The sequence below is a fragment of the Anaerotignum sp. MSJ-24 genome, from assembly GCF_018918145.1.
GTDB lineage: Bacteria > Bacillota > Clostridia > Lachnospirales > Anaerotignaceae > Metalachnospira.
In genome coordinates this window covers 47,712-72,336 of record NZ_JAHLPX010000008.1, presented here as the reverse complement: position 1 = coordinate 72,336, position 24,625 = coordinate 47,712, and the positions used below count along the sequence as shown (strand labels likewise).

General features: G+C 39.8%; 17 protein-coding genes and 1 other annotated feature. Of the genes, 4 read left to right on the top strand and 13 right to left on the bottom strand.

Features of this window, described 5'->3' with window-relative positions; translation table 11 throughout:
* Nucleotides 1-211: 211 nt before the first annotated feature.
* Both KQI66_RS09305 and ileS read right to left on the bottom strand, forming a co-directional pair.
* On the bottom strand, nucleotides 212-1,690 hold the full coding sequence (locus KQI66_RS09305) for an S-layer homology domain-containing protein (RefSeq protein ID WP_216428903.1): 1,479 nt from the start codon (nucleotides 1,688-1,690) through the stop codon (nucleotides 212-214).
* 139 nt (nucleotides 1,691-1,829) lie between these two features.
* Nucleotides 1,830-4,949 (bottom strand): isoleucine--tRNA ligase, encoded by a 3,120-nt coding sequence (ileS, locus tag KQI66_RS09300; protein WP_216428901.1) that lies wholly within the window; start codon nucleotides 4,947-4,949, stop codon nucleotides 1,830-1,832.
* A gap of 40 nt (nucleotides 4,950-4,989) precedes the next feature.
* Nucleotides 4,990-5,242, bottom strand: a binding site (T-box leader).
* Nucleotides 5,243-5,488: 246 nt separating this feature from the next.
* On the opposite strand from ileS, the gene KQI66_RS09295 reads away from it, so the two are divergent.
* Nucleotides 5,489-6,946, top strand: a complete 1,458-nt coding sequence (locus KQI66_RS09295) for a nicotinate phosphoribosyltransferase (RefSeq protein ID WP_216428900.1) — start codon at nucleotides 5,489-5,491, stop codon at nucleotides 6,944-6,946.
* Nucleotides 6,947-7,277: 331 nt separating this feature from the next.
* Here the strand turns inward: KQI66_RS09295 and KQI66_RS09290 are convergent, their stop codons facing one another.
* Nucleotides 7,278-7,598 carry a hypothetical protein gene (locus tag KQI66_RS09290; protein WP_216428898.1) on the bottom strand — a complete coding sequence of 107 codons (321 nt, stop codon included), beginning with the start codon at nucleotides 7,596-7,598 and terminating at the stop codon, nucleotides 7,278-7,280.
* Between the two features lie 218 nt (nucleotides 7,599-7,816).
* Here KQI66_RS09290 and KQI66_RS09285 point away from each other — a divergent pair, with 218 nt between their 5' ends.
* The 3 genes from KQI66_RS09285 (at nucleotide 7,817) to ppdK (ending at nucleotide 13,076) form a co-directional block, all read left to right on the top strand.
* A complete protein-coding gene (locus KQI66_RS09285) occupies nucleotides 7,817-8,566 on the top strand; it encodes a LytR/AlgR family response regulator transcription factor (RefSeq protein WP_216428895.1) in 750 nt (249 codons plus the stop codon).
* 193 nt (nucleotides 8,567-8,759) lie between these two features.
* A complete protein-coding gene (locus tag KQI66_RS09280; protein WP_216428893.1) occupies nucleotides 8,760-9,872 on the top strand; it encodes a sensor histidine kinase in 1,113 nt (370 codons plus the stop codon).
* A 573-nt stretch (nucleotides 9,873-10,445) separates the two neighbouring features.
* On the top strand, nucleotides 10,446-13,076 hold the full coding sequence (gene ppdK / locus KQI66_RS09275; RefSeq protein ID WP_216428891.1) for a pyruvate, phosphate dikinase: 2,631 nt from the start codon (nucleotides 10,446-10,448) through the stop codon (nucleotides 13,074-13,076).
* Nucleotides 13,077-13,158: 82 nt separating this feature from the next.
* Here ppdK and dusB read toward each other — a convergent pair whose 3' ends face one another.
* From dusB to KQI66_RS09225, 10 genes are all read right to left on the bottom strand, one after another.
* The gene (gene dusB, locus KQI66_RS09270) at nucleotides 13,159-14,067 is read right to left on the bottom strand and encodes a tRNA dihydrouridine synthase DusB (protein ID WP_253287737.1); all 909 of its coding nucleotides are present in this window, start codon (nucleotides 14,065-14,067) and stop codon (nucleotides 13,159-13,161) included.
* Between the two features lie 28 nt (nucleotides 14,068-14,095).
* Complete coding sequence (locus tag KQI66_RS09265) at nucleotides 14,096-14,899, bottom strand: type III pantothenate kinase (RefSeq protein ID WP_216428887.1); 804 nt, start codon at nucleotides 14,897-14,899, stop codon at nucleotides 14,096-14,098.
* 32 nt (nucleotides 14,900-14,931) lie between these two features.
* The gene (locus tag KQI66_RS09260) at nucleotides 14,932-15,297 is read right to left on the bottom strand and encodes a DUF6145 family protein (protein WP_216428885.1); all 366 of its coding nucleotides are present in this window, start codon (nucleotides 15,295-15,297) and stop codon (nucleotides 14,932-14,934) included.
* A gap of 77 nt (nucleotides 15,298-15,374) precedes the next feature.
* The gene (gene argF, locus KQI66_RS09255; protein WP_216428883.1) at nucleotides 15,375-16,319 is read right to left on the bottom strand and encodes an ornithine carbamoyltransferase; all 945 of its coding nucleotides are present in this window, start codon (nucleotides 16,317-16,319) and stop codon (nucleotides 15,375-15,377) included.
* 115 nt (nucleotides 16,320-16,434) lie between these two features.
* Nucleotides 16,435-16,818 carry a thioesterase family protein gene (locus KQI66_RS09250; protein ID WP_216428881.1) on the bottom strand — a complete coding sequence of 128 codons (384 nt, stop codon included), beginning with the start codon at nucleotides 16,816-16,818 and terminating at the stop codon, nucleotides 16,435-16,437.
* 43 nt (nucleotides 16,819-16,861) lie between these two features.
* The gene (gene ftsH, locus KQI66_RS09245; protein WP_216428879.1) at nucleotides 16,862-18,736 is read right to left on the bottom strand and encodes an ATP-dependent zinc metalloprotease FtsH; all 1,875 of its coding nucleotides are present in this window, start codon (nucleotides 18,734-18,736) and stop codon (nucleotides 16,862-16,864) included.
* A gap of 221 nt (nucleotides 18,737-18,957) precedes the next feature.
* Nucleotides 18,958-19,488, bottom strand: a complete 531-nt coding sequence (gene hpt / locus KQI66_RS09240) for a hypoxanthine phosphoribosyltransferase (protein WP_216428877.1) — start codon at nucleotides 19,486-19,488, stop codon at nucleotides 18,958-18,960.
* The gene (tilS, locus tag KQI66_RS09235) at nucleotides 19,472-20,872 is read right to left on the bottom strand and encodes a tRNA lysidine(34) synthetase TilS (protein ID WP_216428875.1); all 1,401 of its coding nucleotides are present in this window, start codon (nucleotides 20,870-20,872) and stop codon (nucleotides 19,472-19,474) included. Before tilS ends, hpt begins: the two co-directional genes overlap by 17 nt.
* A gap of 144 nt (nucleotides 20,873-21,016) precedes the next feature.
* Nucleotides 21,017-21,979 carry a stalk domain-containing protein gene (locus tag KQI66_RS09230; RefSeq protein WP_216428873.1) on the bottom strand — a complete coding sequence of 321 codons (963 nt, stop codon included), beginning with the start codon at nucleotides 21,977-21,979 and terminating at the stop codon, nucleotides 21,017-21,019.
* A gap of 180 nt (nucleotides 21,980-22,159) precedes the next feature.
* Complete coding sequence (locus KQI66_RS09225; protein WP_216428871.1) at nucleotides 22,160-24,493, bottom strand: SpoIIE family protein phosphatase; 2,334 nt, start codon at nucleotides 24,491-24,493, stop codon at nucleotides 22,160-22,162.
* Nucleotides 24,494-24,625 lie beyond the last annotated feature (132 nt).

Sequence of the window (24,625 nt, the reverse complement as noted above, 5' to 3'; positions counted from 1 at the left end):
ATAAATCAAATTCAAAAAATAGGTTGTTTTGATTAACGTCAAAAAGGTGCATTGTTATAAAATTCTTCAAAGTAGATTCTCTGTTAGCTAAAAATATAATTTTTTCAAAAATGGCTAACAGAAATCCCATTATCAAAAACTAATTTTATAAGCATAAGGCTTCCGAAAACAGTAAACGGGAAAACCTATATATCGGTTTTCCCGTTTATTTTTATTCCGCATATTTTTCTGCTTCTATTCTTGTTACATATCCGAGGTTATCAAACGTAAGCTGAACCTTAGATACATTTGTATAAACTCCTTCTCTGAATGCCGGAAGTCTTACCTTTTTGCCGTCAAGATAATATCTTACAACAGAATCAAGCTTATATTCATATTCACGTCCGTCATCGGCAACTATTTTAACCGTTTCACCATCAATTTCCGATATTGTGCCTTCCTCTTTAAGTATAAAGTTTGTTTTGAGTTCCTTTACATAAGCATTTGGATAAACGTCATATTCATCATTATACTGCACATCGGCAGAACCGAATATTTCCGGATACTCATCAAGATATTCCTCAAGTTCATCAATATCTATCTCATCATCATCGAAATAAATATCCGTATCATCATCTATACGGTATGATCTTGTCATACCGCTTGCGAACTTAATTGTAACCGAACGATAGGAATATTCATCGCCGTTTTTGTCCTTAGTCTTTTTTGTACCTATGTTTGTTACCTGGCCTTCAACAGCAGCTCTCTTGCAGTAAATCTCCATAGCCTGGTTTCTGCTGTTTACATATACCTCGGCACTTACAAGTACACCGTTTGAAGTAAGAGAATATATTCCTCTTGTGCTTATAGGCTCTCCGTCAAGATAATACTGTGAGTCTGCAACCGTATCAAGTACAATGCTCTGTCCGTCATAGGTATAAAGCATAAAAGCTTTAGGGCCTATTCCATTGAAATCCGGGCCTGCATAGTTGATATATCCCGTATAATCGGCTTTGGTTGTTTTCTCTCCGTCATCATTTACAATGCTTTTATCCTTGAGCATGTTGTAGGTTTTTGACACTATAACAGCCATTTCGGCTCTGTTTATTGTATTATTGGGATTGAATTTGTTGTCATCGTCGCCTACAAATATATCGTAGCTTGAAAGTATATCAACATACTGCTGGCATACGGCCGAAATATTGTTTTTATCGGCAAAGTTTTTTGTATTTGTTGTAGCCGATATATTCTGGGAAACAAGAAATCTTCCGAAAATATAAGCCGCATCTTCTCTTGTGGCACTTCTTGCCGAGCCGTCCGCATTATAGAAAATATTCAAGTCGGTTATTGTAACAATACTGTTTTCAAGACAGTAAGCAACACAGTTATAGGCCCATGAAGGAATTTTGTTGCTCTTCATTACCGATGTCCATTTCTGTACAACATCTGTGCTTACCGTTGTTCCGGACAAACTGTATACAAGCTGTGCCGTTTCCGTATATGATATATTATTTTTTGCATGGAAAACACGGTTGCCGTTTTCGTCAATCTCTCCGACCATAAGACCGCTTTCAAATACGCTGTTTATATACGCCTGTGCTCCTCCCCAAGGAACATCGTTTATATCTTTAAAGCTGTCTGCGGCACTTGCCGGAACAGCCGTACCGACAGCCATCATTGCCGCTAAAAACAAAGCCGCTTTTTTCTTCATAAAAGCACCTCCAAATGAATTCTATATAGATTAACTATACCATAAAAAAACCTCTGAATAAATAGTTATTTTGCCTTAAAAACAATAAAACAAGGCGGCATCTTTCGATACCGCCCTGCAAAAATTCATTATTTATTGATTACATCTTTTTAACTGTAAGTGTTACCTTTTCGCCGTTGATGTTCCAATCCTTTGTATAGCCTTCGCCTGTGCCTTCAACCATGTCAAGAGCAAGAACGTCGCCCATAATGCTTTCCTTATTACGTTCGATTACACCGGCAACCTTATCGCTGTCAGTGTGGTAAACAGTAATTCTGTCAAGCACTTCAAAGCCTGCTTCTTTTCTCATGGTCTGGATCTTGCTTACGATTTCTCTTACAAAGCCTTCCTCGATAAGCTCAGGTGTGAGGTTTGTATCCATAACAACAGTAACGCCGTTGTTTTCAACCGATACATGGCCTTCCTTCTGTGCTGTGTCAACAAGAAGATCGCTTTCTTCAAGCTCAACCTCTGTTCCTTCTACATTAAGAACAGCTTTGCCGTTTGCCTTAAGCTCATTCATAAATGCTGTTCCGTCTACATTTGCAAGTGCATTGCCGATTTTGGGAACAAGCTTGCCGAACTTAGGTCCGAGTGTACGGAGCTGAGGTTTAAATTTATATGTTACGAAGTTTTCAACATCGTCTGTAAATTCCATCTTCTTAACATTAAGCTCATCAAGAACAATTTCCTGATACATTTCGGGAAATGTTCTTTCTGCCTTAACATACATAAGACCGATAGGCTGTCTGTTCTTGATGTTTGCTTCGTTTCTTGCGGCACGGCCGAGAACAACGATGTCAAGAACAAGGTCCATGTTTGCTTCAAGCTCTGTATCAATCCAAGCTTCGTTTGCAACAGGGAAGTCGCAAAGATGAACGCTTTCGGGAGCTGAAGGATCAACCTTAACAACGATATTTCTGTAGATTTCTTCAGCAATATACGGTGTGAAAGGTGCAGAAACCTTAGCAAGTGTTGAAAGAACTGTATAAAGAGTCATGTAAGCATTGATCTTATCCTGAGGCATTCCGTTTGCCCAGAAACGCTCACGGCTTCTTCTTACATACCAGTTGCTCATATCGTCAACAAAGCTCTGGAGTGCTCTCGCAGGCTCTGTAATCTTATATGTTCCGAGGCAGTCATCAACATATTTAACAAGTGTATTAAGCTTTGAAAGAATCCATTTATCCATAGGAGGAAGCTTATCATATTCAAGCTTGTAATCCATAGGATTAAAGTTATCAATATTTGCATAAAGAACATAGAATGCGTATGTGTTCCAGAATGTTCCCATAAACTTTCTCTGTGCATCATCAACAGCCTCATCGTCAAAACGGCAAGGAAGCCAAGGAGCTGAGTTTACATAGAAATACCATCTGATTGCATCTGCACCCTGTTTGTTCATTACTGTCCAAGGGTCAACTACATTTCCCTTATGCTTACTCATCTTGATACCGTATTTATCAAGAACGTGTCCCATTGACATACAGTGTGTATATGATGTTGTATCAAATACAAGTGTTGAAACGGCAAGCATTGAATAGAACCAACCTCTTGTCTGGTCAACAGCCTCTGTGATGAAATCGGCAGGGAAACGTTTTTCAAATATATCCTGGTTTTCAAACGGATAATGCCACTGTGCAAAAGGAGCTGAACCTGAGTCGAACCAGCAGTCAATAACTTCGGGAACTCTTGTCATCTGCTTTCCGCATTTAGGGCATTTGATGTGAACCGCATCAATATAAGGCTTATGAAGTTCAAGCTCTTCAGGGCAGTCATCAGACATACTTCTGAGCTCTTCAACACTTCCGATTGTGTGGAAGTAACCGCATTCACATTCCCATACGGGAAGCGGTGTACCCCAATAACGCTCACGGCTTAAGCCCCAGTCGATAACATTTGCGATGAAGTTTCCGAAACGTCCATATTTTACGTTTTCGGGATACCATTCGATTGTATCGTTATTTGCAACAAGCTTATCTCTTACCTTTGTCATTTCGATAAACCATGTGCTTCTTGCATAGTAAAGAAGCGGTGTATCGCATCTCCAGCAGAAAGGATAGCTATGTTCGAAGGGAACTGCCGCAAAAAGTGTTCCTTTATCTTCAAGATATTTGATGATTTCTTTATCGCAGTCCTTTACAAATCTGCCTGCCCAAGGTGTAACCTCTTTTGTGAAGTTACCCTGTGTATCAACATACTGACGGAAAGGAAGTCCGTAAACACGGCCTACACGGTAGTCATCTTCACCGAATGCAGGAGCTGTATGAACAACACCTGTACCGTCTGTAAGAGTTACATAATCATCTGTAACAACATAGAAACCTTTTTCGTCATTTTCAAGGAAATCAAAGAGAGGTGTATATCTTACTCCCTTAAGATCTGAACCTTTGAATGTTTCAAGGATTTCATAATCTTCTTTAAGAACTGTATCTACAAGAGCCTTTGCTAAAATAAGAACCTCGCCTTTGTAACTTACCTTTGAATAATCTTCGTTTGCATTTACAACAAGAGCAACGTTTGAAGGAAGTGTCCAAGGTGTTGTTGTCCATGCAAGGATATATTCGTTTTCTTTGCCTTCAACGGGGAACTTAGCATATACCGAAAGCTCCTTAACATCTTTATAGCCCTGTGCAACTTCGTGGCTTGAAAGGGCTGTTCCGCATCTGGGGCAATAAGGAACTACCTTGTGACCTTTATAAAGAAGTCCTTTTTCCCAGATTTTCTTAAGAGCCCACCATTCTGACTCGATATATGTGTCATGGTATGTTACATAAGGATTGTCCATATCTGCCCAGAAAGCAACACGGTCGCTCATCTGCTCCCATTCTGTGCTGTATTTCCAAACGCTTTCCTTACATTTTTTGATGAAAGGCTCAACGCCGTATTCTTCAATCTGAGGCTTGCCGCTAATACCAAGCTGTTTTTCAACCTCAAGCTCAACGGGAAGTCCGTGAGTATCCCAGCCACCTTTACGAAGAACATCATATCCCTTCATAACACGATAACGAAGGATAAGGTCTTTGATTGATCTTGTTTCAACATGACCGATATGGGGTTTTCCGTTTGCTGTGGGAGGTCCTTCAATCCAAGTAAATCTCGGCTGGCCTTCTCTTAATTTAATGCTTTTCTTAAAGATTTCGTTCTGTTTCCAGAATTCAAGAACTTTCTGCTCTCTGTCCACGAAATTAAGATCCGTAGACACCTTATCGTATAACATAATTTTACCTCCGAATAAAAAAAATAAAGGCTCGCATCCTTAACAGGACGAACGAGCCTTACTCTCCGCGGTACCACCTGACTTGATATTCTTAAAGAATATCCCCTCAAACCGTATAACAAATCATTATACATGCCCCTATAACGTAGGGAAACGTCTTAAGCTAATCATCAAAAACTTTCGCCAAGCCACTCCACGGTGATTTTCAACAAGTATCCGGTGTTCGGCTCGCACCTTCCCGAATTCGCTTAAACCTTGAGAAACTTATCTACTGTCCGTTTCAAAGTGTTTTGATTTTAATATTATGAATCTGACATTTAGATATTATACATTAATCATTATTTTTTGTAAAGTCTGACTTCAAAATATTTTTGGTTATTTTTTAACCTTCTTTTTCTTGATTTTTAATGACAAATTTCTTATTATACTAATTATACTTATTATTAAGATGTGGAATACGCATAATATTCTATATATTGCCGAAGCAAATTTTTGGCAATAGGCTTATTCCACTTTATTTATGAAGGGATGTTTTTTTAATGAATTTTAAAACAATGTCATTGATGACGGATTTTTACGAGCTTACAATGATGCAGGGTTACCTTAATGACGGCTCTATTAACAAAACCGTTGTTTTTGACGTTTTTTACCGTGTTAATCCTTCCGGAAACGGTTTCGCCATAACCGCAGGACTTGAACAGGTAATTGATTATATTAAAAATTTACATTTTTCGGAAAGCGATATTGAATATCTCCGTTCGCTCAACACCTTTGATGAAAAATTTCTTACCTATCTCAAGGGCTTCAGATTTACCGGAGATATATATGCAATTCCCGAAGGAACGGTTGTGTTCCCTACAGAGCCGCTTTTAAGAGTCAAAGCTCCCATAATGGAGGCACAGATTGTCGAAACCGCAATTCTTACGATAATCAATCATCAGTCGCTTATTGCAACAAAGGCATCACGAGTTGCATGGTCAGCCGGAAATGACGCCGTAATGGAATTCGGCTTAAGACGCGCACAGGGCCCCGATGCCGGAATTTACGGTGCAAGAGCCGCAATTATCGGTGGCTGTGCCGGAACAAGCAACGTGCTCACAGGAAAAATGTTCGATGTTCCTGTTCTCGGAACTCACGCACACAGCTGGGTAATGAGCTTTCCGTCAGAGGTTGAGGCCTTCAGATGCTATGCAAGAACTTTCCCAAATGCCTGTACATTCCTTGTTGACACCTATGACACACTCCGTTCGGGCGTTCCAAATGCAATAAAAGTATTTAAAGAAATGCAGGAGGCAGGAATAGAGCTGAAAAACTATGGTATCCGTCTTGACAGCGGCGACCTTGCTTATCTTTCAAAGGAAGCAAGAAAAATGCTTGATGCCGCAGGCTTTACCGATGCAAAAATAACTGCGTCAAGTGACCTCGACGAATATCTTATAATGAGCCTTAAGCTCCAGGGCGCAAAAATAAACAACTGGGGTGTAGGAACAAAGCTTATTACCTCGGACGACTGTCCTTCCTTCGGCGGTGTTTACAAGCTTTCTGCCGAAAGCGATGGAAAAGGCGGATTTATTCCGAAAATCAAATTGAGCGATAACCCGTCAAAGGTAACAAATCCCGGTATTAAAAAAGTATTGAGATTTTATAGCAAGGATACAGGTAAAATAAAAGCCGATCTTATCTGCCTTGAAGAAGAAGATTATAAGGAAACAGACACAATCCACCTTTTTGACCATATGGCAAAATGGAAAAATATGATTCTTAAGCCCGGAACATACACAATAAGAGAGCTTCTTGTTCCTGTATTTATCAACGGCGAATGTGTATACACTTCTCCGTCTGTTATGGATATAAAATCAAATTGTGAGCATGAGCTTTCTACTCTCTGGGACGAGCATAGACGTCTTGCAAATCCACATACTGTTCCAGTTGACTTATCCGATAAGCTTTTTGAGCTTAAAAACAGACTTATTGATGAACTCAGCGGAATAGATTAATTTAATTATCAAGAGCAAAATGGGCAGAGAAAAATCTCTGCCCATTTTTTGCATGGTATGATTTCCGTTTCGACCCGATTTCATAACCATGCTGTCTTAAATTTTGTTAAGGAACAAAACTCGTTTCACTCCTTAACACTATCTATAACTTTTCCGCAATTTGTTATTTTCACACGGTGTTGATTTTCGGAGGACAATAAAGATTATTTTGTTTTATTTGTTGACACAGACTTTCCCCATTTTAATAAGTCTGCAAAACCCAGATAATCTGTCCCAATATTTCCTCCGTAAGTTGTATTGCATTACCTTTCGGATAAGTAACACAGCGGCCTCAGATAGGCTTCCCCAACTCTTTCTTAAAACCCAGTATTATTCCGGGTAAAAAGATCCATGGCTTATCCAGTGTATCGTTATAATGCTTAACCGCCTGTAAATAGATACTTTTGCTGCGTCCGATAACCTTTTCGATTTCATCGCTCTGTTCGGAATCTTTGCTGTCACAAGCCCTAAGCCGCAAAGCCTTAAGCTGATCGGCAGCACTGTCCACAGTGCTTTTAAGACGCTGCATGGTACGCTTTACCTCCCAAAACCAAACGGTAACAAACGCCGTAGTACTGGCAATGGCAATCAACCATGGAATCCACGACAGCATCTTTTCATCCCTTTCTCCGGATTTATTTTAAGATACAAGCATATACTACCATATTTCAAAAAGCTTTGATTAACACCGGCTTGAAATGCAGTTTTTACTGCCCGAAATGATATGCAAATATTCGACATAATATAGAAAGAAATTTATATTTATGCTAAAATAAAGTACCTAACGTATTTATATGTTTAAAACACAAAAAACAAACTTATCATACTTGTATGGTAAATTTACCGGGAAGTGATAGAAATATGTATATTGCTGTATGCGACGATATGTCAAAAGAGCTCGATAATATTAAAAATCTGCTTTCTGTCTGGCAGGAAAAACATAACATAAGTGTTCATTGCAAATACTTCCGCAATGCCGAAGAACTTATTGCCTCTGCAAAGAAGGAGCATTTCACGCTTTACCTTCTGGACATTATTATGCCCGGAACCAACGGCATGTCCGCAGCAAAGGAAATACGCAGCTTTGACAAAACCGCTGACATAGTTTTTCTTACATCATCTCCGGGCTTTGCCTATGAAAGTTACCGTGTAAAAGCTCTTGAATATCTGCTTAAGCCCGTATCTGCCGATATGCTTTATCAGCTTCTCGACCGTATATACATAAAAGAGCGAAAACCTAATGACGCATTTGCGGTTAAAGCCGGTTCCGTCATTGTCCGTATACCGTTTTCCCAGCTTGCATATGTAGAAGTAAACGGAAAGCATCTTTATTTCAATCTGGCAGACGGACAGGTCAAGGAGGTTTTCGGCTCACTTAAGGAATATGAAGGCTTACTGCTTTCAAGAGATGAATTTACACGAATACATAGGTCATATATCGTAAATATGCAATATATCGAGGAGCTTTCGCCTTCGGGAATACTTATGTTTACAGGCAAAAATCTGCCTGTGTCAAGGCTTATATATCCACAGCTCCAAAAAGATTACATGAATTTACTTTTTTCGGACAGGGAGGTCTAAGCAAATGTCTATGGTAACCTACTCGCCCGTCCTTATACTTATTTTTGCATTCATAATTTTATGTATTATGATGGACGTACATTTTCGAGATTTTACACCTGTACAGAAATGGCTGATACCTGTATTGTTAATTGTATTATTGATATTTAATCAGGTGTTACGTAATAAGATTGGTTCGCCTGCATATGCAAAAATGATGACTTTTACAATGCACATTCCTTTTTTCTTTATATTTTTATCTATAAAGAAATGCGGTGCTGTAAAAATGATTTTTATGATACTTTCCGCACTGGTCTTTACAGCTCCGGTAATAATAGTAAGCAATGTTGTTTCAAGAGTTCTGCCGTCAACCTCTAAGGAAATGCTTATAAGCAATATAGTTTCCTATGTTTTGATGATACTTCTTGTACGTTTTGTTTTCAAAAAAGGCTTTAATTATCTGCTTGATTACGGCGACAACAAGCTGATTTTGCTGTTTTCTGCCGTTCCGATAATATATTACATGTATGTTATTGCCATAACCTATGCCGATTTTTCATCGTTAAAAGCTGCCAGCGGTGTCATTGTCAGATATTTTCCGACAATAATGGTATTCTTTTTCTATTTTCTGCTTTTGTACAACTATCGCAGCTTAAGCGAAAAACGCGATATGGAGGCGGCCCGGACAATTCTTGCACAGCAGCTGAATTCAGCCGAAAAGCAGGTTGCCATGCTCAGCATGAACCAGACACAGACCGCAGTTTATCAACACGATATGCGGCATCATCTAAACATGATAGACGGTCTGTTAAGTACAGGAAATATTGAGCAGGCTGAAAGCTACATTAAAAAAGTCAGAACGGATATAGATGCAATAACGCCGAAACAGTTCTGCGAGAACACAACTGTTAATCTTCTCTGCTCGTCATTTGCTGATAAAGCTGAACACATGGGCATAAAGCTTACAACAAATGTTACCTTGCCAAATCCCATTCCTATATCGGATACAGAGCTTTGTTCAATAATATCAAACGGACTTGAGAACGCAATGAATGCCGTTAAGGAGCTTGAACCGATTTATAAAAAGGTGGATTTTTACTGCTGTCTAAAATTGAACAAGCTGCTTATAGAAATCAAAAATCCATACAAAGGCGATATAACCATGTCGGACGGTCTTCCGGTGTCCAATAAATCCGGCCATGGCTACGGCTGCCGAAGTATTCGTACAATAACCGAGCACAACAGCGGTATATGTGAATTTTCGGCAAAGGATAACATTTTCAAAATGCAGGTTATGCTGCCGATAAAAACAACAAAATCCAAATAAAACAAAAGACTGTTTTAGCTTTGCACAAAACGCAAACTTTAAAACAGTCTTATTATTTATTCGTTCTTCCGTATTCATAGGCTGTACTGTCACGTATATCTATCAATTCATAATCGTTTGCATTCAATTTTTTCAATTCGTCTAACGTAATTTCCGACATATAGTTTTCACCTTGCTTCTTATAAATTTATTGCCTAAAAAATAGCAGTCGGCATTGTGACTGCATACAGATTTATTACATATCTATCCTATTTGTTTAATATGTATTTTATCTTTGAAAATTACCTATGTCAATAGAAATGCAGTATATATAGTATATTTTAAAAAATATCCAAAATAAAAAGCTTTATATGAATCCGGCATAAACGGCTGAAAGTAAATACATGTCTAAGAAATTTATCGTTTTTACACTTTAAATCATTAAATTTGTATGAAATCACAGTCTTGTTATAATTTAAAAAAAGTGTTATAGTAAAATTAGTAACATATAATGGTTTTTATAACCTATTTGTGTTATCAATAGGAAAATTTAATACGGCTGTATCAAAGTTAATAAACTGGGAGGAAGATGTTATGAACAAGAAGTATGTTTACATGTTCAGTGAAGGTAATGCGTCAATGAGAAACCTTTTAGGCGGTAAAGGTGCCAACCTTGCGGAAATGACTGTTATGGGACTTCCAATACCTCAGGGCTTTACTGTTACCACTGAAGCATGCACAGAGTACAATGAAAACGGCAAAAAGCTTTCTGATGAAATGATTTCTCAGATTGAAGCCGCACTTGTTAAACTTGAGGAAATTGCGGGAAAGAAACTTGGCGATATTGAGAATCCTCTGCTTGTATCGGTGCGTTCGGGTGCAAGAGCATCTATGCCCGGCATGATGGATACGGTTCTGAACCTCGGTCTTAATGACGATTCTGTTGAAGGTCTTGCAAAGAAAACGAACAATCCGAGATTTGCATATGACTCTTACAGAAGATTTATTATGATGTTTGCGGACGTCGTAATAGGCGTATCAAAGTCAAAGTTTGAAAGAAAGCTTGATGAGTACAAAGAAAAGGTCGGAGCCAAATACGATACAGACCTTACTACCGAAAATCTTAAAGAAGTAGTAGAAATTTTCAAAAAAATATATCTTGAGGATCAGGGCGTTGATTTTCCTCAGGATACAAAGGTTCAGCTCTTCGAAGCAGTTAAGGCGGTATTCCGTTCATGGGATAATCCCCGTGCCTTTACTTACAGAAGAATGAACGACATACCTTACAGCTGGGGCACAGCCGTAAACGTACAGATGATGGTATTCGGAAACATGGGCGAAACATCAGGCACAGGTGTTGCCTTTACAAGAAATGCGGCAACAGGCGAAAAGATGATTTTCGGCGAATACCTTATTAATGCACAGGGCGAGGACGTTGTTGCAGGCGTAAGAACACCTAAAGCAATCGCTACACTCGAACAGGATATGCCCGAAGTATACGTTCAGTTTATGGACATTGCAACAAAGCTTGAACAGCATTACAAGGATATGCAGGACATGGAGTTCACCATTGAAAACGGAAAGCTCTATTTCTTACAGACAAGAAACGGAAAGAGAACTGCCAATGCCGCTCTCAGAATAGCCGTTGACATGGTTGACGAAGGACTTCTCACCGTTGACGAGGCACTTCTCAGAGTTGAGCCTAAACAGCTTGACCAGCTTCTTCATCCGGCATTCGATCCTAAGGCACTTAAGGCTGCCAAAGCACTCGGAAAAGGTCTTCCGGCTTCACCCGGTGCAGGTGCAGGAAAGGTTTATTTCACTGCCGAGGATGCAAAGGCTGCCGCTGATGCAGGCGAAAGAGTTATTCTTGTAAGACTTGAAACATCACCGGAAGATATTGAAGGTATGGCTGTTGCAGAAGGTATACTTACTGTAAGAGGCGGTATGACAAGCCATGCTGCCGTTGTTGCAAGAGGCATGGGACGCTGCTGCGTTTCCGGCTGCGAAGCAATAAAAATGAATGAAGAATCAAAAACATTTACACTTGGCGGAAAGACTTTTAAAGAAGGCGATTACATAAGCCTTGACGGTTCAACAGGTGAAGTTTACGGAGAAGATATTCCTACCGTTGAGCCCGAAATTTCCGGAACATTTGCCAAATTCATGGCATGGGCAGATGAAAAGAGAGTTCTTAAGGTAAGAACAAACGCAGATACACCTCATGATGCAGAGGTTGCCATAAGCTTCGGTGCACAGGGTATCGGCCTTACAAGAACTGAGCATATGTTCTTTGAAGGACAGAGAATAACGAAGTTCCGTAAGATGATTCTTTCCGACACAACGGAAGAAAGAGAAGAAGCACTTGCCGGAATAATGCCTTATCAGAAGGAAGACTTTATCGGTATTTACAAGGCTATGGGCGAAAGACCGGTAACAATCCGTCTTCTTGATCCACCTCTTCACGAATTCCTTCCCAACACAGATGAGGAATTTGAGGTGCTTGCAAAGGAAATGGGCAAGACAGTTGAAGAGCTCAAAATAAAGGCAAAGGGCCTTCATGAGCTTAACCCTATGATGGGCCACAGAGGCTGCCGACTTGCCGTTACATATCCCGAAATTGCAAGAATGCAGGCAAGAGCAATCGCCGAAGCAGCTATTGAGGTAAACAACGAGCTCGGAATACATATCGTTCCCGAAATTATGATACCTCTTGTAAGCATTGACAAGGAATTCAAGTTTGTAAAAAATATTGTTGATGAAACAGTTCAGAAGGTTATGGCAGAAAAGAATGCCGAGCTTAAATATCTTGTCGGAACAATGATAGAGATACCGAGAGCGTGTATGATAGCTGATAAAATAGCAGAACAGGCTGAATTCTTCTCATTCGGCACAAACGACCTTACACAGATGACATACGGTCTTTCAAGAGATGATGCCGGACAGATTATCGCAGATTACACAGCCAACCTTATATTCGAGGTTGATCCTACTGCCAAAATTGACCGTGACGGCGTTGGCGAGCTTATGAAGATTGCGGTAAACAAAGGCCGCTCAACTCGTCCCGACCTTCATCTCGGAATCTGCGGAGAGCACGGCGGAGATCCTTCATCGGTAGAATTCTGCCATATGATCGGTCTTGATTATGTATCATGCTCACCCTTCAGAGTTCCCATTGCAAGACTTGCCGCTGCACAGGCACAGATTAATTATCCAAGAAAATAATGTTTTAATATCGGCGGACAGATTTCTGTCCGCCTTTTTTGCACAAAAATACCGCCGGATTAATCCGACGGCAAAATAAATTTTAAAATTTTACATGCTCAAGCAACTCTGCCATTTCCTCATAGCTTTCGCAATGATTTATTTTATCTCTTATAACAGATGCACCTTGCACACCCTTTATGTACCAGGCCATATGTGCACGCATCTGGCGTACTCCGACAAACTCGCCCTTATAATCTATAAGCATTCTTGCGTGTCTTAATGCCATGCTCACCTTTTCCTGCGGCGTCGGCTCGTCAAGCAGAATACCATTTTCAAGATAAGCTATGGTTCTTTTGAATATCCAAGGATTTCCTTGTGCACCTCTTGCTATCATTACCGCATCACAGCCGGTATATTCAAGCATATCTGCGGCATCCTGAGGTTTAAATATATCTCCGTTGCCTATAACCGGAATGGATACAGCTTTTTTGACCTTCTTTATAATATCCCAGTCGGCCTTTCCGCTGTAATACTGCTCTCTCGTTCTTCCGTGGACAGCGACTGCCGAGGCTCCGTTTTCTTCAGCTATCTGTGCCATTTCAACGGCATTTATACAGGTATCGTCAAAGCCCTTTCGTATTTTTATGGTAACAGGCTTTTTCTGCATTTCCACAAGTGCCTTTATAATTCTTCCGGCCAGCTCTGGTGTTTTCATAAGAGCACTGCCTTCGCCATTCTTAACAACCTTCGGAACAGGACAGCCCATGTTTATGTCAATAATTCCGGCATTAATGCCTTCTATCTTTTTGCCCATAGCGCCCATTATTTCCGGCTCTGAACCGAAAAGCTGCAATGCCGCCGGCATTTCCTCCTCTCCAATATCGAGAAGCTGTTTAGTATTTTCATTATTATAGTAAATTCCCTTTGCACTGACCATTTCGGAATACACAAGACCACTTCCCATTTCATGGCACAGCGTTCTGAACGGCCTGTCCGTTATTCCTGCCATAGGTGCAAGGAACACATTATTTTCAAGTTTAAGACTTCCTATTTGCACTTTGCGTCCGCCTTTGTTTTTTATTTTTTTCGTATAATATTCTAAGTCCCTTGAGAGTAAGAAGCGGATCTATCGTATCAAAAAGCTTTTCGTTACTCTCCATTATTTTAGCGAGTCCTCCTGTTGCTATAACCTTCATATCAGGCATATCAAGCTCTTTTTTGACCTGCTCTATTATATATTTTGTCTCACCTATATGTCCATAAACAATGCCGGCCTGAAGACTGCCTATTGTGTTTTTAACTACTATTGATTTCGGTTTTTTGATTTCAACCGTAGGAAGCTGTGCCGTACTTTCGATAAGCGCGTCGGCACAAACCTGTATACCGGGAGCGGTAACTCCGGTAACAAACACTCCTTTTTCATTTATAACATCAAAGGTTGTTGCTGTACTGTAATCAATTACCATAGCCGGGCCGCCGTATATCTCGTATGCCGCAACAAGCTTAACAATTCTGTCCGCACCCATTTCCTTAGGATTGTCCATAAGAAGATTTACACCTGTTTTCATTCCTGCACCGACAATCATAGGCTGTATATGGAAATATTTGATAAGTCCATGTATAAGCGAATACATGATATTCGGAACAACCGAGGAAATGATTATCGCCTCAAGCTCATCTGCCGAAACCTTGGAATAATCAAATAACGAGTGTATAAAGATACCTATTTCGTCTGCTGTCTGGTTATTTGAAGTTGTCATTCTCCAGCTTGCCATAAGCTTTTTACCTTTATATACGCCAAGCACAATATTTGTATTTCCTACATCAATTACCAACAGCATAAATACAGTCCTCCTCTTTGAATTGCAAAATATCAGTTAGAGCCGTTTTCTCCCCTCAACAGCTCTTCCTTTAATTTATTTCCTTCTTCGGTCATATTTATAACATACCACAGCTTAAGTGATTTAAGCAATTCTTTCTTCTCCGATTTTAAACTTTTGATTTCAAGCTCCGCTCCGATGTCATCAAAGTCAAAATCGCCTTCGTTTTTTATTATTTCAAATAAAATATTGCCGTCCTCTTCAAAGCTCATAAGAAATGTACAGCCGAGCCTTTCAGCCATTATTATACATATATTTCTTATTTCGTCCTTTATTGTGTCCGGTAAAACATTGAATTTCGGCTCGAAAAAATATTTCTGCTTTTCCCTTGATGCTCCGGCGATTACCGTCTTTTCCAAAAAAATCACCTCTTTAAAACAGAGAGAATAATATCTTTATTCTCTCTGTGTAAACTGTAAAACTTAATTAATTTAGGTTAGTCGCCTAATGTTGCAACCATAACTGCTTTGATTGTGTGCATTCTGTTTTCTGCTTCGTCAAATACAACTGATCTATCGCCTTCGATGATTTCGTTTGTTACTTCGTAATCTCTTACAGCAGGGAGGCAGTGCATAAATATTGTGCTGTCCTTTCCTGTTGCATCAAAAAGCTCTTTATTAACCTGATAAGGCTTAAGAAGTGCAACTCTTTCCGCTGACTTATCTTCCTCACCCATTGATACCCAAACATCTGTGTAGATGATGTCTGCATCTTTAACTGCTGCTTTGGGATCGTCATTGATTTCGATTGTTGCTCCGCTTTCCTTAGCATAGCCTTTGCAAAGCTCAACAAGCTTTTCATCGGGCCAGAGTGACTTAGGTGCTGCAATAACGAAGTGCATTCCCATTTTGCTGCAACCGATCATAAGGGCATTTGCCATGTTATTTCTGCCGTCGCCGATGAATACAAACTTAATTCCCTTCAGATGTCCGAATTTTTCTTTTATTGTCATGAAATCGGCAAGAACCTGTGTAGGGTGGTCCTCGTCTGTAAGGCCGTTCCATACAGGTACACCGCTGTATTTTGCAAGCTTCTCAACAACCTCCTGTGAGAAGCCTCTGAATTCGATACCGTCGAACATTCTGCCGAGCACTCTTGCTGTGTCCTCAACTGTTTCCTTGTGTCCGAGCTGAATGTCGTTCTTTCCGAGATATTCGGGATGAGCACCTTCATCAATACAGCCGACTGTGAAAGAACATCTTGTTCTTGTTGAAGGCTTTTCAAAAATAAGAGCTACGTTCTTATTCTTAAGATGCTTTTCAAAAATACCTTTTTTCTTTTTATCCTTTAAATCAATAGCAAGGTCAACGAGATATTCTATTTCCTCTGCGCTGTAATCCTTAAGTGTGAGAAAGCTTCTTCCTTTTAAATTAACACCCATTTTTATTCCTCCTTATAAAAGCCAAAGGGCTGCTTATTAACTAACTTAAACCGGCACGTCCATAAATATTAAGGATGTGCCGGCCTTGGTACATTTTTAAATTACCGAGTAAAAATTAAAGGTTTCCGAAGAACTGCTCTTTGTTTACAACAGCTCTGCCGTGTGTACCCTTGCAGATTTTGCCCTTTTCATCGAATACTTTAACATCGAATGTAAGGATTTTGCCTTTAACAACTTCTGTAAGCTCAGCCTCTACTCTTACCTTCTGTCCAACAGGTGTTGCAGCAAGGTGAAGGAAGTTGAATACTGTACCAACAGTTTCATATCCTTCGGGAAGTAAGGGTTTAACAGCCTCAAGGCAAGTCTGCTCGATCCATAAGATCATTGTAGGTGAAGAAAGTACGTTAATACCTTTGTTGCCTACTGCATCGGCTGTGTCTGCCGGTGTTACAACATACTCTTTTGTGTTCTTTAATCCTTCTTTGATACCAAAATCCATTTAAAAACATCTCCCTCTTCTTTATATTTGAATATTAAATGGGTTACAGGGTTTCTTCGGAAGCATTCAGAGTTTCTTCGCTTATATTTGCGGTTTTAAAAAGTGCTCTGAATTCATCTCCCGTAATTTTCTCCTTTTCCATAAGGAGCTTAGCCGAAGCATGGAGTACATTTATGTTTTCCTTAAGTATTCTCTTAGCTTCATTATATGACCAGTTAAGAATTTCCTTAACTTCAGCATCAATCTGATCGGCAGTGTTTTCACTGTAATTTCTTGTATGACCGATGTCACGGCCGATAAATACCTCATTGCTTTCATCGCCGTACTGTACAGGGCCGAACTTTTCGCTCATGCCGTACTTCATAATCATGCCTCTTGTCATTGATGTTGCTCTTTCAATATCATTGCTTGCACCTGTTGTTACGTCTTTAAGCACAAGCTCTTCTGCGGCACGGCCGCCAAGGAAGCTGATTATTTCATCTCTCATTTCGCCCTTTGTCACATACATTTTGTCCTCACCGGGAAGCGGCATTGTATATCCGCCAGCCATACCTGTGGGAATTATAGAAACGCTGTGAACGGGATCGCATTTTTCAAGAACCTCAAAAAGAATTGCATGGCCTGATTCATGATAAGCCGTAATAAGCTTTTCTTTTTCTGATATAATTCTGGATTTCTTTTCTGTACCGATACCGACCTTAACAAAAGCCGCCTGTATTTTTTCCATTGTAATCTTCTTTTCGCCTGCTCTTGCCGTAAGAAGTGCAGCTTCATTAAGAAGGTTTTCAAGGTCTGCTCCGGTAAAGCCCGAAGTTGTTTTTGCAACAACCTTGAAATCAACATCATCAGCAAAGGGCTTACCCTTTGAATGAACCTTAAGAATTGCCTCTCTGCCTTTAACATCAGGTCTTCCGACATAAACCTGTCTGTCAAAACGTCCCGGTCTTAATATAGCCGGATCGAGGATGTCGGCTCTGTTTGTTGCCGCCATTACTATAACGCCTTCGTTTATTCCGAAACCGTCCATCTCAACGAGAAGCTGGTTAAGAGTCTGTTCTCTTTCATCGTGTCCGCCGCCTAAGCCTGCACCTCTCTGTCTGCCGACAGCGTCAATCTCGTCGATAAATACAATACAGGGTGCATTTTTCTTTGCCTGGTCGAACAAATCCCTTACTCTTGATGCACCGACACCGACGAACATCTCAACGAAGTCCGAACCGGATATACTGAAAAAGGGAACGCCTGCTTCACCGGCAACTGCCTTCGCAAGAAGAGTTTTACCTGTACCCGGAGGTCCTACAAGAAGAACTCCCTTAGGTATTCTTGCACCAAGCTCAACATATTTCTTGGAATCCTTAAGGAAATCAACAAGCTCCTGAAGCTCGCATTTTTCCTCATCAAGACCGGCAACATTATCGAATGTTACCTTATTCTTTTCGTCCATTGTTACCTTTGCATTGCTCTTGCCGAAAGACATCATCTTTCCGCCGCCACCGCCCTGCATCTTCTGGAACATCACCATAAACAAAATTATGGCAACAACCATAAGCACAATAGACGGAAGTATCGACATGAACATGCCTGTGCTCGGTATATCCACTACCGTAAGTGTTATTTCTTTATCCGCACCGGATTCGTGCAGACCGTCCATAAATGTTGATACGGAAGGAATTGTTACCTTTGCCACTGTTCCGTCCTTAAACGAAACCGTTGCCGTTCCGTAGTTATCAACATCTGATTTTCTCTGCAAATCAATGGTTCTTACTGTTCCCTCATCAATATCCTCAACAAGCTGGTTATATGTATAACCTGTTGTCGCAGTCTGAGAAGAACTGCCTGTACCTGAGAATATCATAACCGCAATGATTATAATAAATATCACAACGTACAGAAACGCTCCTTGAAAAAACTTTTTCAACTTTTAATTACCTCCCAAAGATAATAATTAACAAACCTTATATCAAAGTCTGCTATTTTACCTATTCTAAACTATATTAAACTCTGTTATTGTATCATATTTATTAAATCTCTGCAACTTAATTGCTATAATTATACAATTTATTTAATACTTATAACTAAAACAAACATTTAAACCAAAACCGCAGAGTGTATAGCTCTACGGTTTGATATTTTTCTATATTATTCTTCATCAAAATTCATAACGCCGATATAGTCAAGGTTTCTGTATCTCTGGTCATAATCCAGTCCGTAGCCTACAACAAACTTATCGGGTATTTCAAAGCCGATGTAATCAACGGGAACTTCAACCTCACGGCGGCTCGGTTTATCCAGAATAGTGCATATCTTAAGGCTTGCAGGATTTCTTTCAAGTAAAAACTTTCTGAGCTGGCTGAGTGTATTGCCTGAGTCTATAATGTCCTCAACAATGAGTACATTCTTGCCTTCGATATTGCCGTCAAGATCCTTTTTGATTTTGATATGACCTGAGCTTTTTGTGTCTGAGCCATAGCTCGAAACAACCATAAAATCGAAAAGTACATCGCCTTTAATTTTTCTCGCAAGGTCAACCATAAAGAATATACCGCCCTTTAAAACACAGACCATATATATCTCTTTTCCTTCATAGTCCTTCATAATAACTTCCGCAAGTTCGTTAACTCTTTTTAAAACCTGCTCCTTTGATATAAGTATTTCAACTCTTTCCTTCATTTCGGGCTTCCTCCCACATATAAATATATAATATATTTTTTGTTTTTTCTGTGATATAAAAATCCATTCCCAATCTGCCGCCTATTGCGATTACTCTTCCGCCGCATGCCAGAAGCGGTATGCTGTTCCTTTTTTCCGACGGAATTTTTTCATCAATCATGTAGTCCTTAAGCTTTTTACTGCCTTTTCCGATATTTATTCTGTCACCGGCTCGTCTTGTTCGGATTTCTATAGGTTCACTGTTAATTTTATCATAATCTGCTTTTTTAGTATATACCTTTGTATCATTGCTGAATTTTTTTTCGTCATTTAGCGAAAGAAGTATCCGTTTGCCGATTTCCGGTATATATTTTTCCTCGTTGATATTGAGGACATAGCACATATCCTTAAGCTTTCCGGCTTTGCTTTCCGATTTTCTTATTATTTTTATACAGCCATAGCCCTTTTCCGCACATATACCGCCGGGAAGGTCAATTTTTCTGCCTGTTTCGCCCATAAGTATATCGTCTGTGCCTTCGATATGCTTTCTGCTGTAATCCTTTAAATTCGCTCTGCACGTTTTCAACGCAATTCTCAATATTCGTTTACGCATGACAGGCTTTTCTGCCGAAAGACTGTCCTTAAGCTCTACTCTGTCTGCCTCCGACCGAATGGCATATTCGGCATACTTCTCTTCGGCAAGCTCTTCGAGATAATTTTCGTCCTCTCTCAGCAAAACCGCTGTCGAGGCTATATTTGCTCCGGCAGAAGTGTTTATCTCGCTCTCAAGCCACGGCAGAAGTATTCTTCGCACCTTATTTCTTGTATAATCCGTTTTAAGATTTGTGCTGTCCGTACAGTAGGCTATATTGTTTGTATCGCAGTAATGCTCAATTTCCGCTCTTGTGCAGAAAAGCAAAGGTCTTATAATGCCGTTATTGACCGGCTTTATTCCGGCAAGCCCGTTAAGTCCGGCACCTCTGCAAAGGTGCATAAGCAGTGTTTCCGCCATGTCATTCGTATTATGGGCAACGGCTATTTTTGCACCGCCGAGCTTCTCCGCCGTTTCCCGGAATTTTTCGTATCTTACAAGGCGTCCGGTTTCCTCTTCACCCATACCTCGTTTTTTTGCCTCTGCCGGAATATCGCAATGATAAACCAAAAAATCTATGCCGAGCCCTTCACAGAATTTTCGTGATATTTCCTCATCTCGATATGCCTCATCGCCTCTGATACCGTGATTGATATGCACAGCGGTTATTTTTATATCAAATTTGTCCCTTAATGCCGCAAGTATATGCACCATAGCCGATGAATCCGCTCCGCCGCTGAGTCCGGCAACAACATTGCCGCCCTTTGACAGCATATTGTATTTTTCTATTGTTTCAAGCACCTTATTGTACATTTGTGTTCCTCCGGAGGTTTTATATATAGTTTTGACCTCATATCAGAATTATAACATTCCGATAAAATAATAAAAAGGTCAAAAACCCGTATTAACGAATTTTTGACCTTAAAATGCTTATATTATTAAGTATATTGACGATTTTTATAATTTATAGACGTACTCCTTAACACAGCTTTCAGTACCATATTCACTCATATATGTAGTGCTTATGCTCAAACAGTATTCACCGTCAATTATCCATTTATGAACCTTCTGCTCGGTCATATAGCACTTATCCGGGATTTGACTTGCCGCAATCTGTTTTGCTTTTTCGATAATGTCATCTGTTAAATTAACGGGCTTCGTTGCCAACAAATCCAAATCATAATCAACAGTTCTTTCTGTTAAATAATAAAGCTCCTTATTTTTTATAACAGCATAAAATCCTGTATTAGTATCAAATCCATTTATATATTTCTCATAATAAACCCTGTAAGTACTTTCGTCATCAGTATGAACCGGTTTAATTATGCGTTCATAATCATCTGGATTAAAATAGCTGTATTCAGATTTAATTTTGTTTTCAAGCTTATTAAAATCATATCCGGCAATATCGGTTACTTCAAAATTTTCATCATCTTTTTTATCGCTTATAGTTATTATATTTTTATCATATTCTTCTTCCAGTCCAAACCTTGTTATAAGCCAATTCATAGGAACATATATATTCCCGTCATAATTTAACAAGCCTGTTCTTTTATACGATTCATTCCCAAAAATATACACATTATTATACATTATCTTATTATCAACAATTTTTGCCGTTGCGTCTTTTTCTGTTGCAATTAATGGCTGATACTGTATATCTTTGTCACTGTTCATTATGTTTATACTGCCTTCAGCAGAATTATAGCTTACCTCCTTGCCTAAAAAATTGCTTATAGCTCTCAACGGTACATATTTATCGTCATCATAAGTAAATGTACTAAATATAGTTGTTTTTTCATTATATAAAAACACATCGGTATCAAAATGTATATTATAACTATCTGTATTAGCTGTTTCTGCATATGCCGTTTGAGATACCATGAGAATAGCCATTATAAATGCCGCAAATTTCTTCATATGTACTTACCTCCGGAAAATTATTTCATAAGCAATCAAGTTTTTATTATTTGTATTAATTATACCTTAATTGGATTATTTTGTATATATATTTTTGTAAAAGTCATTATATAATACCAATATGCTAAAAAAACGGACAAATCCATGTTTGCCCGTTTTAAACTATTTATATTTATATTTCTATCCCCAGACTCTTGCGGCAACAACAGTCATATCGTCCTGTATTCTGAATCCGGACCTCTCTTTTATCCTTTCAAGGACATTTTCCGCAATATCCTTCGGATCCTTCATGCTGTTTTCAGCCATAAGTCCTGTCAGAATCTGTTCCGACATATTTTCCCTGTCCATTACCTCTGCCGCACCATCCGTCAGCATAATTATAACATCATTCTTTTTCAGCCTGTATTCCGCTTTATCCATCTCAAAGTATTTCAGCATACCGATTGGCAATGATGACGAGCGTATGGCCTTTGCCTTTCCGTTTCGTATAACAAAGGTTGCCGCCGCACCTGTTTTTATAAATTCCGCCATACCCGTATACAGGTCAATATAGCACATATCGAGAGTCGCAAAGCTCTCCGAATTATTGCTCATAACAAGTACGGAATTTATCATTTTCAGTGCGGTTTCCCGTTTGAAGCCTGCCTCGGCAAACTGCTCCAAAAGCTCAATAACCGTTCTGCTTTCGTTTCCGGCCTCTTTTCCGCTTCCCATTCCGTCGGAAAGTGCCATCATATAGCCGCCCTTCGGCAGCTCCATAAAGGAATAGGAATCTCCCGACATATTTTCCTCGTCCTTTATTGCCATTGCCGCCGATGCCGAAATCCTGAAGCTGCATTTTTCACTAAGCACAAGTCTGCATACTCCGTTGCATCCCGATACACACTCCTTTTCCGTTCTTTTCATCTTTCGTCCGAGAATACTGCTTACCGTATCCACCGTATGCTCTCTGCATTCCTGTCTTCCCTTACAGCCTCTTCTGTATATCGCAACCTCATATTCACCGTTGTCACCTTCCTCCACAGTAACCTTTTCTATATTGTCGTTGTTTTTTCTCAGCTCATAATATATCACCTTTTCCAAGTTCTCTTTGAAATATATCCGGTTTTCTATTTCATCGGCAAGAGAGGAAAGCATCTCCTCAATGGCTCCCATTTGCTGTTTTGCAAGCTGTCTGCTCTCATGCAGACGCATATTCCATATAAGTCCCTCTCTGTGTCCCGAATAAGTCACATTAACGGCCTCGGCAAACTCCTTCTGCTTTATGCAGTAATCCCTGAACACCGATGGCATATCGGAGGTATGTATTATTCCCTTCTTCTCGCATAGAGAAAAAAGATCCATCATTGTCTGATATGTGCTGTAATATGAGCTGTTCCAGCAGCTCTCGCTTTTCTGACAGCCTTCACATACAAGACAGGCAACCCTGTCTGCCATTTCCGAAGTTTCCTTTTTTACCTCTTCCTCCTGTTTTTCCGCCGGTTTAAAGCTTTTTTCCAATGCCGACAAGCCTTCCGCATAGCCTTTCAGCCTTCCCGATATATATTTCCGCATGCCTGCATAATGTTCATTTCTTCCGAGCTCGGCTATATCAGACAGCATAAAGGTTTCCTTAAGCTTATCGGACGAAAGCATAAACATAATACAGGACGCACACACCCCCAATACAAGAGAAATTTTAAGAACTCCGAAATAATATCCTGTTAAAACCGATACCGCAAAGCAGCTCAGTACCGTAAACAACTTATTTTTCCCCATTGCTCCGCTGACAACGCCTGTCGAGCAAAGCACCGCCGCCGTTCTTATATCAACCGCTCCCGTAACCATCATAAGTCCAGAAACAACAATTCCTGCCATTGCACAATATTCGGTGCCGAACAGCCGTCCCGACAGCATTACGAAATAAAATCCCAGAATTATGTTCAGCGGTATAACTCCTTTATACAGCGATACTGCTCCGGCAGATGCCAGTCCCATAAGTATCACCAGAACAGGTATGTCATTTTTTTCAACGGTTTTGTTATATACCGCAGTTCTTACGGCGGAAAAGCCTTGGTCAAACACATAAACCAGTCCGAATGCCGCAAGTCCTTCTATAAAGGAAATAAGCAGTAAATATTTAATATCGTTCTGTATTATTCCCCGTATGACGCCCGACAGCATGAATGCCAGAAATGCCGCAAGTCCCTTTTCCGCCGTAAGCAGTGTTTTATGTACGCAGTTCCTTATCAAGCCATAGGCAATGCACAATATGACACATACGGAATAATCATTGAAAAACACTGTTTTGTTTTTGAGAAAATATCCGGCACATACGGTCATTGCCGCCGCCGGAAGAGATACGCCTTCTCCGGCAAATGCCATTATATAGGCCGCCCCGACGGGATTAAAAGAATTAAAGGCACAAAAGCTTCCGCACAAAAGACCTATGAGTCCGGTAAGGCCGCCCATTATTGGTGCTCCCGTAATTTCCTTATTTTTTATTACGGCTCTTGCCGATGTTGTTTTTTCCATATTCACTCCCCCTGCCTGTATGAGGGATTATATATTTTCAGAACCAATTTTTTTGTCTATATATAGACATCAAATAATCTTTTTTACAACAAAAAATCCTGTGGATAAAATCCACAGGATTTTTGAATACAT